14 protein-coding genes are annotated in these 16,731 nt (G+C 59.8%); 5 read left to right on the forward strand and 9 right to left on the reverse strand.

Annotated elements, in window-relative coordinates; translation table 11 throughout:
• Position 1: 1 nt before the first annotated feature.
• The 6 genes from NKJ08_RS12565 to NKJ08_RS12590 all read right to left on the reverse strand — a co-directional run bounded on the left by NKJ08_RS12565 (position 2) and on the right by NKJ08_RS12590 (position 6,755).
• Complete coding sequence (locus NKJ08_RS12565; RefSeq protein WP_352781893.1) at positions 2–889, reverse strand: carbohydrate ABC transporter permease; 888 nt, start codon at positions 887–889, stop codon at positions 2–4.
• Positions 886–1,842 (reverse strand): carbohydrate ABC transporter permease, encoded by a 957-nt coding sequence (locus NKJ08_RS12570; protein ID WP_352781894.1) that lies wholly within the window; start codon positions 1,840–1,842, stop codon positions 886–888. The genes NKJ08_RS12565 and NKJ08_RS12570 overlap by 4 nt, the downstream gene beginning before the upstream one ends.
• Before the next feature lie 8 nt (positions 1,843–1,850).
• Positions 1,851–2,960, reverse strand: coding sequence for an ABC transporter ATP-binding protein (locus NKJ08_RS12575; RefSeq protein WP_352781895.1), 1,110 nt, complete (start codon positions 2,958–2,960; stop codon positions 1,851–1,853).
• Positions 2,961–2,975: 15 nt separating this feature from the next.
• Entirely contained in the window at positions 2,976–4,379 is a 1,404-nt protein-coding gene (locus NKJ08_RS12580) for an ABC transporter substrate-binding protein (RefSeq protein WP_352781896.1), read from the reverse strand.
• A 340-nt stretch (positions 4,380–4,719) separates the two neighbouring features.
• Positions 4,720–6,618 (reverse strand): potassium transporter Kup, encoded by a 1,899-nt coding sequence (locus NKJ08_RS12585; protein ID WP_352781897.1) that lies wholly within the window; start codon positions 6,616–6,618, stop codon positions 4,720–4,722.
• Positions 6,618–6,755: a hypothetical protein gene (locus tag NKJ08_RS12590; protein WP_352526875.1), complete on the reverse strand. Its 138-nt coding sequence runs from the start codon at positions 6,753–6,755 to the stop codon at positions 6,618–6,620. The genes NKJ08_RS12585 and NKJ08_RS12590 overlap by 1 nt, the downstream gene beginning before the upstream one ends.
• Positions 6,756–7,758: 1,003 nt before the next feature.
• Between NKJ08_RS12590 and cyoA the strand changes: the two genes are divergently transcribed.
• The 4 genes from cyoA (at position 7,759) to cyoD (ending at position 11,778) form a co-directional block, all read left to right on the forward strand.
• Positions 7,759–8,706 (forward strand): ubiquinol oxidase subunit II, encoded by a 948-nt coding sequence (gene cyoA / locus NKJ08_RS12595; protein WP_352526873.1) that lies wholly within the window; start codon positions 7,759–7,761, stop codon positions 8,704–8,706.
• 2 nt (positions 8,707–8,708) lie between these two features.
• Positions 8,709–10,712: a cytochrome o ubiquinol oxidase subunit I gene (gene cyoB, locus NKJ08_RS12600; RefSeq protein WP_352781898.1), complete on the forward strand. Its 2,004-nt coding sequence runs from the start codon at positions 8,709–8,711 to the stop codon at positions 10,710–10,712.
• A gap of 68 nt (positions 10,713–10,780) precedes the next feature.
• On the forward strand, positions 10,781–11,380 hold the full coding sequence (locus tag NKJ08_RS12605; protein WP_352781918.1) for a cytochrome (ubi)quinol oxidase subunit III: 600 nt from the start codon (positions 10,781–10,783) through the stop codon (positions 11,378–11,380).
• On the forward strand, positions 11,377–11,778 hold the full coding sequence (gene cyoD / locus NKJ08_RS12610; protein ID WP_352526871.1) for a cytochrome o ubiquinol oxidase subunit IV: 402 nt from the start codon (positions 11,377–11,379) through the stop codon (positions 11,776–11,778). The genes NKJ08_RS12605 and cyoD overlap by 4 nt, the downstream gene beginning before the upstream one ends.
• A gap of 108 nt (positions 11,779–11,886) precedes the next feature.
• On the opposite strand, the gene NKJ08_RS12615 is transcribed toward cyoD, so the two are convergent.
• Positions 11,887–13,491 (reverse strand): glucoamylase family protein, encoded by a 1,605-nt coding sequence (locus NKJ08_RS12615; RefSeq protein ID WP_352781899.1) that lies wholly within the window; start codon positions 13,489–13,491, stop codon positions 11,887–11,889.
• 433 nt (positions 13,492–13,924) lie between these two features.
• On the opposite strand from NKJ08_RS12615, the gene NKJ08_RS12620 reads away from it, so the two are divergent.
• Positions 13,925–14,242 (forward strand): hypothetical protein, encoded by a 318-nt coding sequence (locus NKJ08_RS12620; RefSeq protein ID WP_352781900.1) that lies wholly within the window; start codon positions 13,925–13,927, stop codon positions 14,240–14,242.
• A gap of 201 nt (positions 14,243–14,443) precedes the next feature.
• Here the strand turns inward: NKJ08_RS12620 and NKJ08_RS12625 are convergent, their stop codons facing one another.
• Together NKJ08_RS12625 and NKJ08_RS12630 are read right to left on the reverse strand one after the other, a co-directional pair.
• Complete coding sequence (locus NKJ08_RS12625; protein ID WP_352781901.1) at positions 14,444–14,800, reverse strand: hypothetical protein; 357 nt, start codon at positions 14,798–14,800, stop codon at positions 14,444–14,446.
• 1,003 nt (positions 14,801–15,803) lie between these two features.
• Complete coding sequence (locus NKJ08_RS12630; RefSeq protein WP_352781902.1) at positions 15,804–16,721, reverse strand: NAD-dependent epimerase/dehydratase family protein; 918 nt, start codon at positions 16,719–16,721, stop codon at positions 15,804–15,806.
• Between the last annotated feature and the right edge of the window lie 10 nt (positions 16,722–16,731).

The following is a 16,731-nucleotide window of genomic DNA, read 5'->3' on the forward strand; positions in this document are numbered from 1 at the left end:
TTTAGTTGCCTTCTAACGTCATTGGATCGGCGACGTTGAGCCGGGTGATGTAACGCTGGACTAGCAAAGCAAGGATGAGCGGCGGGATTGTGGAAAGGACGCTGCCTGCAGCGAACAGCGTCATGCCGAAATTGGCCCCTCCGCTCGGCATGGTTGGCGAAAATGCGAGCAGGGCGGGAGATAACGTCTGCTTCGCCGTACCCCCAGTGAGAACGACTGCGAACAGCAACTCGTTCCAGGCGGTCAGGAAGGCGATCACAAAGGCGGCCGCAATTCCAGGCAACGCCATTGGAATGGTAATATGCCAAAGCGCCCGCAGGCGACCGCAACCGTCGATGCGGGCAGCGCGTTCGATCTCGATCGGCAAGCTCGCAAAATAGCCCATCAACACCCAGGTCAACAGGGGCACGACCGCTGTCAGGTAGGTGACGATCAGGCCGAGATAGGTGCCGACGAGGTGAAGGGCTGAAAGGATCACGAAATAAGGGATAAGGACCGCGATGGGCGGTAGCAGCCGGACGGAGAGCAGCGCAAAGAGGAGCGTGTTCTTGAAAGGGAAGCGATAGCGGCCGAATCCATAGCCGCCGATGATCGCCATGGCGGTTCCGATGACCGCCACCGGGATCGCAACGATGGCGCTGTTGAGGAACCCGCTCGCGACCGCCTCCGGCTGTCCGCCGAAAACATCATTGATCGTTGCGATCCCCATGATGGCCTCGTAATTGGCGAAGCCCATTCCACTCGGCCATTGCAACAGGCCGCCGTTGACAAGCGCATTGAATGGCATCAGCGAAGCCCACACCAGCGCGAGGATAGGGATAAATGTCCATGCGATCACCAGCGCTATGCTGACCCAAAGGACTGCATACTCGCCAGCGGTTTTTCTCATGACAGCATCGCCTCTCCTGGGGTCGGCATTCTGGATCGGGCTTCCTCGCCTGCCGCGGCGTCAGCAATTCTTGCCAGTCGTTGTCGGCGCATCAGAGCGAAGAAATAGAGTGTGGTGATGATCATTCCGACCGCAACCAGGATATAGCTGGCGGCAGCTGCAAGTCCGTAGCGGGAGAACTCGAAGGTGTAACGGAAGATCAGCATTGGAAAGGTCTGCGAGGCGGTGCCCGGGCCGCCGCGGGTCATCGCGAAGAGCAGGTCGAAGCTGCGGAATGCTTCCACCGTGACCGCCACGAGGACGACCGTCACGGTTGGGCGCAGATGCGGCAGCGTAACGTGAATGAAACGCTTGAACGCAGATGCGCGATCGATCCGAGCCGCCTGATAGAGGCTGTCGGGCACCGTTTGCAGTGCCGCGAGAAAGAAGAAGGCGCCGAGCGGCGTAATGTGCCAGACAAAGGCAATTGCCACCCAGTAAAGAGCGGTAGTCTCGTTGACCCAGGCATGGTTGGCCTTCACCAGTCCAAGCGAGTGCATGACGCCGGTCAGCGCACCGAATGTTGGATTGTTGATAAAAATCCAGGCCGTCGCGGTCACCACTTCGGAGATCGCCCAGGGAAGCAGGATAGCGGCACGCAAGAAACGGCGCCCCGGGAAATCCTCGTTGAGGACAAGGGCAATGCCGAGTCCGAGAGGGAGCGAGGCGCAGGCCACTACGGCCGTGAATTTGAGGCTCAGCAGCATCGCCGCGATTGCCTCGGAGCTGGTGAGGATTTGCCGATAGTGGTTGAATCCAATGAATTCCTGTGTGCGTAGGATCACGTCGCGATCGTGAAAGCTGATCCATGCGGCGTAGATGAGCGGCAAGATGAAGATGACGGCATTGAACAGGACCAGACTGGCGACGATCCTGAGGGCGAAGCGCGAATCGGATTGCGCAAGCGATTTCAAGCTGCGGCTTACCATCGTAGATCGTTCGGGAAGATACGGTCACCGGTGCTGTCGAACAGATAGATGTCTGCCGGCGAGGTGTTTAGCGAGATCGCGTCGCCGACCCGGAAACGCGTGTCGGGACGGGCTCTGACTTTGATGAGTTCGGCGCTTTCGCCGCCATAGGTAACGTGAAGAAACTGATCCGAGCCGAGCGGCTCGACGGCGTAGACCCGTCCCATTCCATGCAGAGGCAGACCGCGGGGTTCAATCGACAATCCTTCCGGCCGTATACCAAGCGTGAGCATCCCCGGACGCGCCTGCACCGCGGGGCTCATGCCTGCTTCGAAGGGTATGGTGATGCCCGATCCCTGGAACGCAAGACTACCCGCGGACTCAACCCACCGTCCGGCGATCAGATTCATGCTCGGACTGCCGATGAATCGCGCTACGCCAGTATTGGCGGGCAGTTGGTAGACCTCGTCCGGAGTCCCGTATTGCCGAAGCTTGCCGCCGTCCATGACCGCAATCCGATCGGCCAATGTGAGTGCCTCGACCTGATCATGAGTGACATAGATGAAGGTCGAGTCGAGCCGCTCGTGAAGCTTCTTGATTTCAACGCGCATTTCGCCGCGCAGCTTGGCGTCGAGCGCCGATAGCGGTTCGTCGAACAGGAAGACGAGGGGGTCGCGCACCGCGGCGCGGCCAAGGGCCACACGCTGTCGCTGGCCCCCCGAAAGCTCATGCGGGCGTCGGTTGAGCAATTCGCCGATGCGCAACAGTTTCGCCGCGGCGCGCACGCGCTCATCGATCTCTGTTCGACCAACCCTGGCCATGCGCAGCGGAAAGGCAATATTTTCGTACACCGTCTTGTACGGGTAAAGCGCGATGTTCTGGAAAACCATCGCAACATTGCGCTTCTCGGGCGGGACGTGCTCGATCGCACGGCCGTCGAAGAGGATTTGGCCGCTCGTCGGTGCATCCACTCCGGCAATCAGGTTCAGGGTCGTGGTCTTGCCACAGCCCGACGGCCCCAGTAGCACAACGAATTCTTTGTCGGCGACCTCGAGGTCAAGCGAATCGATTGCGGTCGTCTCGCGATAGCGACGGCAAAGTTGTCGGAGAGCCACTGCTGTCATACGCTGGGCAAGGGGTTATTGTTTGGCATATTTGGATCGGAGGGTTTCCCAGCTTTCCTTGGTGGCGAGCACAACATCCTTCGGAGACGCTGTACCCTTGAGGAGCAGTTCATCCTCTATCATTTGCTGCGTCCCGACCTCCCATTCCTGGTGCCAGCCGGCCTTGAGCTGGTTGCCGGCGATGGCCTTCTGCCTTCCTTCAAACAGCCATTTGTAGTTCTCGTTGGCCAGCGGGGGATACATCCACTTCGTTATCGCCTGCTTTACCTCCGGATCGTCGTAGACTTCGGGGAAGGGCACTTGCAAATTGGCCAGGGTCGCCCAAGCCTTGTGCATCCGCAACTTATGGTTCTTGTCACGCCAGCTAAATGATTTCATGAGGTCAAAGGCTGCCTCGAGCTCGGCGTCCGTGCGCGGCGAGTTGCTCATGACATGCAGGGCATGGCCGACCAGCGTGGTCCCGTGTGTCGAGCCGGGCATAACGGGATTCATGTTGAAGTATGGCGCAAAGTCGCTGTTCTTCGGGTCGGAATAGGCGAAGCTGTTGTAGTCCGATTGGTAGTGGAAGGCATGCAGCCCTTTCATCCATGAACTGGCCATCTGGGGCTCCTGCCAGGTCAGGATGGCTCGCGGCACGAGGTCCTCATCCCACCACCGTTTCCAATCCGAGAGAACCTTCAGGATCGGAGTATCGAGGCCGAACGTCGATTTCATGTCATCGTCAACCAGCCGTTCCCCTTCCGAGGCGCAGTGAGCATAGAGTGCCCATGGGGTGCCGGTCCAGGACTTGAACCAGGTCGGCAGGATAGGGTTTTCGACGATACCCTTCTTCTTGAGATCGACTGCCTGCTTGTAGATATCGTCCCAGGTCTGCGGATAGTCGCTGGGGTTGGCTGTCGCGTCGTAACCACCCGATGCGAGAACCTTTTCATTGCGGAACATGCAATAAGGCCCGCCATTGTAGTAGGTCAGGCCGATGCGCTTGTGGTCCGGCCACGACAGGGCGTCGGCGCCGATACCTGGGAACTCCTCGTTTTTTATCTTGTCGAGGTCCGGCATGTCGTCGATCGGTCGAATCCACTGGGCGGCGAACCAACGGGATGCCTGCCCGCGCTGAGCACGGAACAGATCGAGACGCGTGCCAGAGACAAGCTTGGTCTCCATAACTGCGGCGTAGTCGCCCGAAGTCGGCTGGAGATTGACCTTGATCCCGTATTGCTCGGTAAAGAGCCGGGCACTTTCAGCGATGATCTCGTCACCAAACGGCCAGAAAGTGTAATTGAGTTCAATATCATCGGCGACCGCTGGAAAAGGAGTGAGGCCGGTGGTGCTCGCGACCGCGAAGCCGCCCAAGGACAGGTTCCTGATGAATTTCCGTCGGTTGAGGCACGCGCCGTGAGGCGCCATGCTGCTGCTCATCTGATGATCTCCTCCGCTATATCTGGTTGTCAGGCCCCTATTCGCTGGCGACGAACCTCGCGTCCCTCCCTTTGTCTGGCATCTTCTGATCGCCTCTTTTCATCCTGAACCAGTGTCCTCCAGCCATGACGCGGCGTCAATTGTTGGAGCTAAAAGGCGTATCTGGCTGGCCTCTTGCAGGTTTGGTCGACGCTCGCGAGAGGCAACACGAGCCGTTGTCGGTCATTACGGGCTCGACCTCGACGCTCAAGGTTCAGCAGTACCCCCCGCCGGGTGCCGTAGGCGAGGTGAATTCAATCCGCCAGGCAAGGTGATGCGGCGAATCCCTACCTACGCAGGGTCAAACTGGAATTTGCCGGCCAATTTCAACAAGCCGGTCGTTGGGCACTTTCAGATAGTCGCTCATCCGCGCCGAGTTGCGACTCATGGCAGCGAATGGCTCCCTTTGCCATGATGGCAGGCCTCGGCCATCCTCGCGGGGGACAATGCTCGTGCGGCCGACGTAGTAGGTGACGTCGGTCAGATCGATTGCGCGGTCCGCCGCCATGCAGGATGCAAGAAGCTTTGGAACGTCCGGTATTTCCATGAAACCATACCTGGCTTCGACAAGCCAAAAATTGGGAACTTCCTGCATGACGGTGAAGCGATCTGCTTCTGCAACCCGTGGCACGGATAGAATAGACCAGCGCAGTACGAGCACTCGTTCTTGCAGGGCGCGATTAAGTTGCACATGCCAGAGCATGACGGGTGGCACACCTTTGGCGGAAAGCGTCAAGAATACTGCTGTACCAGGCACGCGCGCCACTGTACCGGATTGTAATTCCGCGAGGAATCTGTCGGTCGGAATCAGCGTTTTCTGGACGCTGTTGTGCAAAGCTGTCGTACCGCGGTGCCAGATCCACATGATTGCATAGACCGCTAGGGCCATCGCAAGGGGTACATAACCGCCTTGGAAAAACTTGGTCATGTTGGCTGCAAAGAATGCGCTGTCGACGATCAAAAACAGTCCGGCAACGGCGCCGGCAGTAACGAGGCTCCACTGCCAGATCTCGCGCATGGCAATGAACAACAGAACGGAGGTCATCAGCATTGTCATTGACACGGCAATGCCATAGGCAGCGGCGAGATTGTCGGATTTGCCGAAGCCTATGGTGAGGGTCACGGTGGCAATCATCAGCAACCAATTCACAGCGCCGACATAGATCTGGCCAAAGCCTTCAGCCGATGTCTGCCTGACGTTGAAGCGCGGCATCCACCCGAACTGAATTGCCTGGCGTGTCATGGAAAAGGCACCAGTGATGATCGATTGGCTGGCAATGATCGTCGCGACGGTTGCCAGGACAATCAGAGGAGTCAGCAGCGCTGGCGGGCAGAGACTATAGAAAATACTGCCGTCGGTTGGCGAGCCATTCAAAACAATGGCGGCTTGGCCGATATAGTTGAGAACGAGGCTTGGAAAAACCACGAAGTTCCAGGCGAGCCGGATCGGCACAGGACCAAAATGGCCCATATCGGCGTAAAGCGCTTCGGCACCCGTGACGCAAAGAAACACGCCGCCAAGAACGAGGAAGCCAGCCAATCCAGTTGAAGCGAGATACTCCAGCCCGCGGTAGGGGTTGATTGCCGCGAGAACGCCTGGATACTGCAAGATGCCGTAGACACCCATGGCGGCCATCACGCCAAACCAGATCAGCATGACCGGTCCAAAGCTCTTGCCAATCCGGGTTGTTCCCAGCGGCTGAAGGGCGAACAAGGCGACCAAGATGGCAACCGCGCCATAAAGCACCCATGGCGTCAAGCCAGGCGTCACGTGTTCAACGCCTTCAAGCGCCGAGAGAACCGAAATGGCTGGCGTGATCGCACCGTCACCGTAGATCAGCGCTGCGCCAAACACGCCTGCTGCGACGATGACAGGGCGGTTCTGCTTCTTCACGCCGAGCAACGACATCAAAGCCAGGATGCCGCCTTCACCATCGTTGTCGACGCGCATAGCGAAATTGACGTATTTGACGGTGGTAATGATGATGAGTGTCCACAGGATCAAGGAAACCGACCCCAGGATGGCCATTGCGTCGGGCTTGCCACCGGTCAGGGCAAGGACGGTCTTGAACGTATAAAGCGGGCTGGTTCCGATATCACCGAAAACGATGCCCAGAGCCGCAAGACCGAGTACTGGGATGCCAGCTTGGCGGTGACTTTTTCGGACAATCGAGATCCCTTCCAGATCGTGTTCCTTCATCAACCCCCGCGCGGCAGCAAGGACGCCCCGGCTGCGCTCTCCATCCCACCACCGACCCCGGCCAGGCCGGCCGCACCGCCGACAATACCGACTCCCATCATGGTGAGCGCAACGCGACGTCCAGGTTCAATGTCCATGACGTTTCCTCTTGGAGACCGTCTCCACACGCCGTCGCCCTCGGGTTGCACTTATGATGCTGCCCTCATCCAAACAGCGGATAAATCAGTGATCGGCTTCGAACTGTCAGCTCATGTGAATGAAGTGCCGCCATCCTTTTTACCGTGGTGAGCGCGCTATCAATTTTTCACAACGAGCCGGCCCTGACTTTTTCAAAATTGCGGCGAACAGCTGAGTCCTGCGGCAATGCACCGAACGCGCCAAGACTGCTGCTTCGCGGATCCTCGCGGGCCGGATGTCGGCAAAGGAAGCAAGGAACGCCTTTAGCGGGCTCCGCCTCAAGGACAACTATACGTCGACTGGTCACCGGTATCCCACGGGATGGGTTCCGCTGGTGGAAGTCGCGCTGACGACGCCGCTCGATGGGCCGGACGCGGGTTCACCGCAGGGACCATCAATCCGGGCGTCATCTGGGTGAGAAGCAATTCCAGTTCGGGCTGGAGGGGATCGTGCCGATCAACTCGCGCTCGGGTGAGGTCTTGGCGTCAGCGCCAAGATCCACTTCTACTACCTCGGCAATATCTTTCCCAACAGCATCATCGGCAAGCCATTCTTCGACTGAAAAACACGGCGAAGCCGCTCTGCCGATATAGTCGGTGGAGCGCCCTTCGCTGCCTTCAAGAGGTTCTCGACACATGAAGAGGACGGGAGATGGCGGCAGAGATCGCGCGGATGGCGGCAGCGGCCTTGGCTTATCGCCGAAGATCCAGGCCCCCGATTGAATCTCTCCAGTACATCGAGCAGGCAAGATTGGTTAGGTTCGATCGCCATCCGGGCCAACCCGTTTTGCCACTAATTCCTCCGAGTCTCCAACTTGCCGTAACGGTCCGTGATCGTGCTCCAGCGCAAATCAGCACCAATCGCCGCAAACCCGACAAAGCGTTTGCCCCGCTCCACGCGTAGCGTCGCTGCGTTGATGAGCCAGCAACCTGCCAGGCTCACAATGGTGAGGAGTGCGCGGTGATGCCTACCGGACCAGACGGACTGCCAGGCGGCAAAGGGTCTTCGCGTCGACGATCGACGATCGCCAAGGTTGCGCTTTCCGCTGTCGTCGTGGCGCCGACCGTCCTGACGGCATGTCAGCCGGCCGTCCTCGACCCGAAAGGGGTGGTCGGGATTGCAGACAAGACGATCCTGATCGATTCGCTCGCGATCATGCTGGCTATCGTGGTGCCGACGATCGCCGCGACCTTTGCCTTCGCCTGGTGGTATCGAGCTTCCAACACGAAAGCGACATACCTGCCGGATTGGGAGTATTCGGGTCGCATCGAATTCATCGTCTGGGCCATTCCGATCCTTGTGATCATGCTCCTGGGCGGCGTGGCCTGGATCGGATCGCACGACCTCGATCCCGCGAAACCGCTGGCATCGAACACGCCACCGCTGGAGGTCCAGGCCGTTGCGCTGGATTGGAAATGGCTCTTCATCTACCCGCATCAGCGTGTCGCGAGCGTCAACCAGCTTGTGGTTCCCGCCGGTACACCCATCCATTTCTCGCTGACGTCAGCGAGCGTCATGAACGCGTTCTTCGTACCGCAACTCGGCAGCATGATCTACACGATGAACGGCATGACAACGCAGCTGAACCTGCGCGCGGATGCACCAGGCACCTTCCGCGGCCTTTCGAGCCACTATAGCGGCGATGGTTTCTCGGACATGCATTTCGACGTGCGGGCGGTGCCGGCGGAGCAGTTCGCTGCCTGGATCGATGCGACGCGCAGCACCGGGCCAAGCCTCGACGCCGAGAGCTACGCGGCCTTGGCCAGGCAAAGCGTGAACGCCACCCCTTTCACCTTCGGTGAGGCCGATCCTGACCTCTTCGAGCAGATCGTCACGCAGCAATTGCCACCTGGACCTGGCCCGCAGACCGGCCGGCCCAACCCGAGCGTATCCCCACGGACGGAGCACTAAGCATGTTGGGAAAACTCAGCTGGGCTGCCATTCCCCTCGACCAGCCGATCCCCCTGATCACGGCCGCCCTGGTGGGCGTGGCGATCATCGGCGTCCTCGCATGGGTGACGCTGAAGGGTTGGTTGCCATACCTCTGGCGCGAGTGGATCACCAGCGTCGATCACAAGCGGATCGGGATCATGTACATCCTGCTCGCGATGGTGATGCTGCTGCGCGGCTTCGCCGATGCGATCATGATGCGGTCGCAACAGGCGCTGGCATTCCAGTCCGAAGGCTACCTGCCGCCCGAGCACTACAACCAGATCTTCTCGGCCCACGGCACGCTGATGATCTTCTTCGTTGTCATGCCGTTCGTGATCGGGCTGATGAACTTCGTCATGCCGCTGCAGCTTGGGATTCGTGACGTGGCGTTCCCGACTCTCAATTCGGTCAGCTTTTGGCTCACCGCCACCGGCGCTTTGCTCGTCAATATCTCGCTGGTGGTGGGCGAGTTCGCGCGCACCGGGTGGCTGCCTTATCCGCCGCTGTCGGAGCTGGCCTACTCGCCCGGCGTCGGCGTCGACTACTATCTTTGGTCGCTCCAGATCTCCGGTGTGGGGACGTTGCTGACCGGCGTCAACTTCGTCACGACGATCCTGAAGATTCGTGCCCCCGGCATGACCTTGATGCGGATGCCGATGTTCTGCTGGACGACGCTCGCCTCCAACCTGCTCATCGTCGCGGCATTTCCCATCCTTACGGCGACCTTGGCGATGCTGCTGCTGGATCGCTATCTGGGCTTCCACTTCTTCACCAACGAAGCCGGCGGCAACGTGATGATGTTCATGAACCTGATCTGGGCGTGGGGACATCCAGAGGTTTACATCCTGATCCTGCCCGCCTTCGGCATATTTTCGGAAGTGATCTCGACCTTTTCCGGCAAGCCGCTGTTCGGCTACCGGTCGATGGTCATGGCGACGATGGCCATTTGCGTACTTTCCTTCACCGTGTGGTTGCACCACTTCTTCACCATGGGGGCCGGCGCCGACGTCAACGCGATTTTCGGTATCGCTTCGATGATCATTGCGGTGCCCACAGGCGTGAAGGTCTTCAACTGGCTCTTCACGATGTATGGTGGCCGGGTCGTCTATTCCCCACCGATGTTGTGGTCGATCGGCTTCATGGTCACATTCGTCATCGGCGGGATGACCGGTGTCCTGATGGCGGTGCCGCCGGCGGACTTCGTCCTGCACAACAGCCTTTTCCTTGTGGCTCATTTCCACAACGTCATCATCGGAGGCGTGCTCTTCGGCGCCTTCGCCGGCTACACCTACTGGTTTCCGAAAGCCTTCGGCTTCCGGCTGCACGAAGGACTCGGCAAGGCCTCGTTCTGGTGCTGGATCGTCGGCTTCTACGTCGCCTTCACGCCGCTTTATGTCGTGGGCCTCATGGGTATGACGCGCCGCATGCAGCACTACGATGTCCCCGAATGGCGTCCCTGGCTGCTGCTCGCGGCCGGCGGTGCGGTCATCATCCTGGTCGGCATAATCCTGCAGATAGCGCAACTCGTCGTCAGCATTCGCCGGCGTGAGGAACTTCGCGACGAGACCGGCGATCCCTGGAATGGACGCTCCCTCGAATGGGCGACATCTTCGCCGCCGCCAGCCTTCAACTTTGCGGTCATTCTGCACGTCGATGGCGAGGACGCATACTGGAGCACCAAGCAGCACGCGCGCCAAGAGGGCAGGTTGAGCGAAGAGCCCGCCTATACGGATATCGAGATGCCCAGAAACAGCCCGACAGGCTTCATCTGCGCCTTCTTCGCCACCTTCATGGGATTCGCGCTGATCTGGCACATCTGGTGGATCGTGGCCCTGGCGGCATTGGGCGCGTTCGCAACCTTCGTTGTCTTCGCCTGGCGCGATGAAGTCGAGTATGCGATTCCGGCTGAGGCGGTCGCACGCATCGATCGGGCCAACCGAAGCGCGCGCGGCGAAACGCTCGCGCTATTGGGGACGGCGTCGTGAGCGCGTTCGACGCGACTGTCGGCCAGGACGTCCCGAACCGTATCGGGCGGCATCGGAGCTCGTCGGGTCTGCAACCCACCGCGCGGCATTCGGCGGGTGCGCTAGGGTCGAAACGCATCATCGCAGGCTACGGCTTCTGGATTTTCCTGCTGAGCGACATCGTCATGTTCTCCGCCTTCTTCGCCGCCTACGCAGTGCTGGTCGATGCGACGGCCGGCGGGCCGAGCGGGCAGACGCTGTTCAACGTGGGCAATGTCGGCATCGAGACGGCCTGCCTTCTCCTGTCAAGCTTCACCTGCGGCCTCGCAAGCATCGGCGCCCGGACGCACAACGGATTCTGGTTCTACGGCGCGATGGCCGCGACCTTCATATTGGGGGCTACATTCGTTGGCATCGAAATTCGCGAGTTCACGGGCATGATTGCACTCGGGGCAGGCCCAACGCGAAGCGCGTTCCTCTCGGCCTTCTTTACACTGGTCGGCTGCCATGGCGTGCATGTGACCATCGGCTTGCTGTGGCTGCTTACGATGAGGGCGCAGGTGTTCGCCAAGGGATACCGGCCCGACATTCTCAGGCGCATGCTTTGCTTCAGCCTCTTCTGGCATGCCCTGGATATCATTTGGGTCGGATTGTTCACGATGGTGTATTTAATGGGAGTCGCGCAATGAGCCACATCGAACAGGAAAGAGGCCGCGACTACAAGGACACAGCGCCTGGGGACGAGCACCTCGACGGATACGAGGCTTCCGAAGATGTCGGGACTTACCTGATCGGGTTAGGGCTCGCGACGCTGCTCACCCTGGTGTCTTTCTTTATCGCGCGCACTACGCTGGTTTGGGAGCCGAGCATCCCTATCGCACTGGCCGTTCTCGCGATCGCGCAGATGGGCGTTCATCTCGTCTTTTTCCTCCACATCACCACTGGCCCCGACAACGTCAACAACGTCCTGGCGCTTGCCTTTGGTGTGCTGATCGTTCTGCTGGTCATCGTCGGTTCGCTCTGGATCATGGGACATATGAACCACAACATGATGCCCATGGATCAGATCATGCAGATGCAAAGCTGACCGCGGGCGAGGCGGTCGAGATCTATCGCGACAAGCTGCAGGATGCCGGAGCGCGGAGCTGTGCGCCGCGCCTTTGGTGAGGGATACATTGTCCCAACTCGCCCTGCGTCATCCTTCTGATGACATTACAGCGGAGGCGTTCGCCCGCTGAGAAAACCCCAGCCTCGCGAGCCCGGCCCGGATCTCTGGACAGCTCATGAACAGTTGCCACAGGAGCCCGCTCCGGTAGTTCTCGATCATGACCACGATCGGCCCCTGATCGATGGCGAGATAGGAGTCCGCGTACCAATCCATTGCCGGACTGAATGCGTCCCTGAAGCCATATTCCCCCCAGAGCCGGTCGCCCCGCGAAGCGAAGTGGCGTAGCGCGCGCTTGCTCTCCGCCGGGACGTAGGGGAGGGAGCCGATGGCACCGGTCGGAGCAATCACGCCGTGGTCCCGGTCGGGGGCGTGCGCAACGTAGCCGTTGACACTGTCGCTCGCGGTCAGACCCCAACATTCAGCGCTATAGCCGTCGAATTTCTCGGGATTGCGGATGCAATGCGCCTGGTTGATGCGCGTGAAGGCGACGTTCTGGCACCAATAGTCGGCGTAGCGGTCACGAAGCCGCCTTGGGTCGAGCCCCAGGAAAGAATAGTGGGCGAAGAAGAGGGGCCCTCCACGATCGGGTCCGAGAGGGAGCGGGACGCCATCAAAGCTTCGGCCGTTGGCAAAGGCTTGGCCCGCCGTCCAGCCGCGGTGATAAACACTCGGATCGATTGGATACCGTGGCGCCCCTGCCGCGAGGACGAATGTGATCAGGCACTCGTTCCAGCCGTTGATCATATGGTCCATCGCCCACCCGTGCACCGGGCTCCAATGCCAAAAGAGCGAGTCGGAGCCGCGGGTGAACCAGTCCCATTCGACATCCCGCCACAGCGCATCGATGAGGCTGCGCAAGATGCGCTCCTTGGCCTCCGGGCCTCTGAAATACTGCCGCGCCGAAAGAAGCCCCGCCATCAAATATGCCGTTTCGACGATGTCGCCGCCGTCGTCGCATTGACTGAACGGAATGGTTCGGCCGCTGTCGCCGTCCATCCAGTGAGGAAAGGCGCCGTGGTGGCGCTCAGCCTCGCCGAGAAAGCACGCCATTGTAATGAGGCGATCGAGAGCAGCTTGCCGGTCGATCCACCCGCGCTCGACGCCAGCAAGTATCGCCATGATGCCGAAGCCGGAACCGCCGGTCGTGACGACATGCGGTGTCGCGTTGCTCCGCTCGCGCGCGAGGCCGCTCGTCGGATGGCCAAAATCCCAGAAATATCGGAGCGTCTGTCGCTGCACGGTGTCGAGGAGCTCTCCCAAACACGTGTCCGGGTGAGGGGCACCGGCGTGCCTGCGTCCGATGGAGATCCTGGGAAGCGTTTCGATGCCGACCGCAATGTGCGCGCCTTTGCCGTCGACGCCGGGGGCATGGGAATTCGGTCCTTGATCGGGAGACTGCCAGTCGCTCTCCGCGCCGAGCGCACGCAATGCCGTATTCGGCAAGCGGCTGTGTGGTGTTGATGTCCTGCCCTTGAACAGGGTGCCAGGGGGATCGAGGCGCCGGGCTTGCGCGTTGCTGAAATCAGAATGCCGATGTTCCGCCAGCGGTCGGCGAGCTTGCGGCAATCGCGTAGCATTGGTTTCGGAGAGCGCGATCGGGTCAGTGTCTGTAAGGAGCGAGTTTATCAACATGGTTTCGCCATCAGAGTTTCGCTTCTTCTGCCCATTATCGGGGGATCGGCTCCTGTTTTGAGATGAGTGTAGTTCCTCGCTGATGAACCACTCCATCGTACGTGGGTAGGCCCGCATCGTATGTGCGTAGGCGGGGATAAGGTGTTGGTCTGAAAGGGCTCATACCTTGGTGTGACGCGCCGACGCCGCGCCAGAATGCCGCTGCCAACTCTAACCAGATCGTTTCCGTGGTTGGCAATTTCGTGGCCCGCTCGACTGCTCGTCTTGTGACAACGCATTCATCGGCGCGGCCATGCTATCAACAAGTTACATCGGTAGTTACGAGATATATATATATATATATACCAAACGTATTATACTAATAATGATCGCCTGCCTCCATATCAGTGTTGGCTTCAAAAAGTCAAATATCCTCAAACTGAAGGAGTTTACTATGAAAAGATCGACAACAATACTGGCAACAATCGCTTTGGGTGCAATGCTGGCGACTGGCGCGGCGACGGCCTCGATGGCGCGCGGTGGCGGCGGTCATGGCGGCGGTGGGGGGCACGGTGGGGGCTTTGGCGGTGGCAGCCATGCCGCAGGCTTTGGCGGTGGCGGCCATATGGGCGGCTTTCGCGGTGGCGGCGATATGGGCGGCTTTCGCGGTGGCCATCGTGGATTCAGGGGCCGCGGCTATGGTAGTGATTTTTATGGCGACGGCTACTGCGGTTACCCCTACGCGTACAGTCTTTTCCCATACTGTCCGTGATCCGCAACAGCCGCGTCGAATCCGGGCTCCACAGCACCCGTGGGGGCCCGATTGGACGTTGGATGGGGCCGGTGTATTAATTATCACCTGGGGTTGGTGGGGCGAGGTCAAGCACGCCCAGTCGAACTCAATGGGGAGCTTTGCGCGGACAGAAGGCTGATACCCAGCGAAAGTTACGGTCCGTACCTGGTCATTCGATTGTCAAAGCTGTGCTTGGACGGGTCCCCAGCACGCCCTGGACACTCCGGCCGCTTCCTCCATGGTGAGGCCAACGCTGTCCAGCCAGTCCTCAAAGTGGAACGGATCGACGGCCACCGCATACGCGTTGTCGATGGAGGAAGACCACCATTTCTGCGTCTCGGGAGAGGCGAGGGCGAGTTCGCGGCAGTCCCTTCCGCCGCTGGATATTTCCTTGGCGACCCGGCTGAACTGCTCGGTGTGAAGGCCAATCATGGCGTCGTGGGCGTCGAGCGCCACCGGGCTGCCGACGTCAACCAGCTTGCCCTCCAACCAAACTTGATGCTGGGCCGTGGCAGGAAGGCGGAAGGTATCCCTCATTCCATGTAGCCCCGTGGCTGCGTCCCCCTAATCGCAGACCTTCCAAGATGCCGATTTGCTCGGTCGTGGATGGGAGGCAACGGGATTTGCTCACGGCGCGCACAGGCGGGTCCTGGGCCGCGCATATAGTGGAACTCCGACCTGTAGCGCGGCGCGATGAATTCGCGAACCGCGGATACCAGCTGTGTAACGAGAGCCTGTAATTCCATGGCGCATTCCTTTCCCTGCTCGCAGCGCTATTCGGCGGACCCGACATCACCAGCAATCGCAGATAGATTGGGTGCCTTCGGCGAGGTGCGGATAGTAGATCGCCGCCAAGTCGTACTGGTCTTCGGCGCATCAATTTCGGGACGCGTTAAATGCGGCCGGAGATCATTGGTCGGTTCACCAGAGATTCACTTTGATTTCTCCCCTGTTACTTTAGACAGGCTGCAATTCCATTCCATTGTATGAGGGTCTGAGCTGACTATCTGCTTAGATGGCGAGCCATATACGACGGTATGTGCTTGGCACGTTCGGGTATGTCGTCTTAACCAAATCGATTGGCTGCTGGCCCAGTCGATTCGGTATTGTTCTTGGGACCGACAACGCTCGCGCCGGTGACTTTAAGTTCGAGCCGTTCGGAGGATTTGAGCCGGAGTTCCCTGCAGGTCTCGACATGGAATCTGCTGTGGCGTTGCCGAGACACGGTTCGTATGCGCTGAAGCGGGGCGATACTGCCGGCTGCCGCGAGCGAGCAGAACATGAAAATCCGCACTGCCGGGGCATGTGAACTCGATGTTGAGGTGGGGCCGGCAGTCCGGCCCCATTGTGGTGCGATGCGCTGTCCGGTCCTTGGACGGCGCATCTGCGACCTGCTACCTAATTTTGGAAGCGGCAGATCATTTGTTGCTCGGGTCATCCGCCGGATTAACATATGTGATCGCAAACGGCCCTTCGCCGTGGACCGAGCGGCCGTCGCTCCGGACGTTGCGACGGAGTCTCAAATGCCGGGACAAAACGCCTAGGATGGACCGGCTACATACTGCCGCCAGTTGTGACGTTCCTTGAAGCCCAGGACCTCGCGGATCTTGCGATTGGAGAGCGGAGCCTCCGAGACCTGCAATTCCCGGGAGAGGGGAGTATTGGGCGCCCATTTGCGCAGGAATTCCGCCGTGGGTTCATATGCGGTGATTTCGTCGTTGACGGCATTGAATACCTGAAAGCCGAGACCGTCCTTGCGGACGCAAAGATCGACGATCTGCCCCAAGTCGCGCGCGTCGATATAGCTCCAGGCATTTCGCTTGCGCGACGGTGGATCAGCCAGAAAGCCGGGGAAGCGCTGATACTCGTGCGGCTCGATGACATTGCCGATGCGCAAGCCGTAGATATCGGCGCCTGAGCGCATGGCAAAGGCGCGGGCGGTCTTCTCGTTGACGACCTTCGACAGGCCGTAGCTGTCCATCGGGTCGACGTCATAGTCTTCCTCGAGCGGGAAGGTCTTGTAATCCTTGTCCCCTTCCGCGAAGCAGACGCCATAGGTGGTTTCGCTCGAGGCGATGATGATCTTGCGGATGCCGAGCTTTGTCGCCGCCTCGATGACATTGTAGGTCGAAACGACATTGGCCTGGAAGGTGACGTTGTCGGGGCGCAACAACAGGGCGGGGATGGCGGCAAAATGCACGACAGCATCCACCGGTGCAGGCCCCTTGCCGGTGGTGAGCCCGCTGCTGTCGAAATGCATCGACAGCGCGTTGAAGGCCTGCCCGCTGTCGGTGAGATCGGTGATCAATGTCCTGACACCGGGATGGGCGAACGGTACCAGATCGAGGTTGAGCACCTCGTGGCCGCGCTCCAGCAGGTAGGGAATAGCATGCCGGCCGGCCTTGCCAGTGCCGCCGGTGAAGATGATGCGCTTGCCTGGTGTATCGGATGCGGACATGCTGAGCCTC

The organism is Mesorhizobium sp. M0244, from assembly GCF_040321795.1.
Taxonomy (GTDB): Bacteria; Pseudomonadota; Alphaproteobacteria; order Rhizobiales; family Rhizobiaceae; genus Mesorhizobium.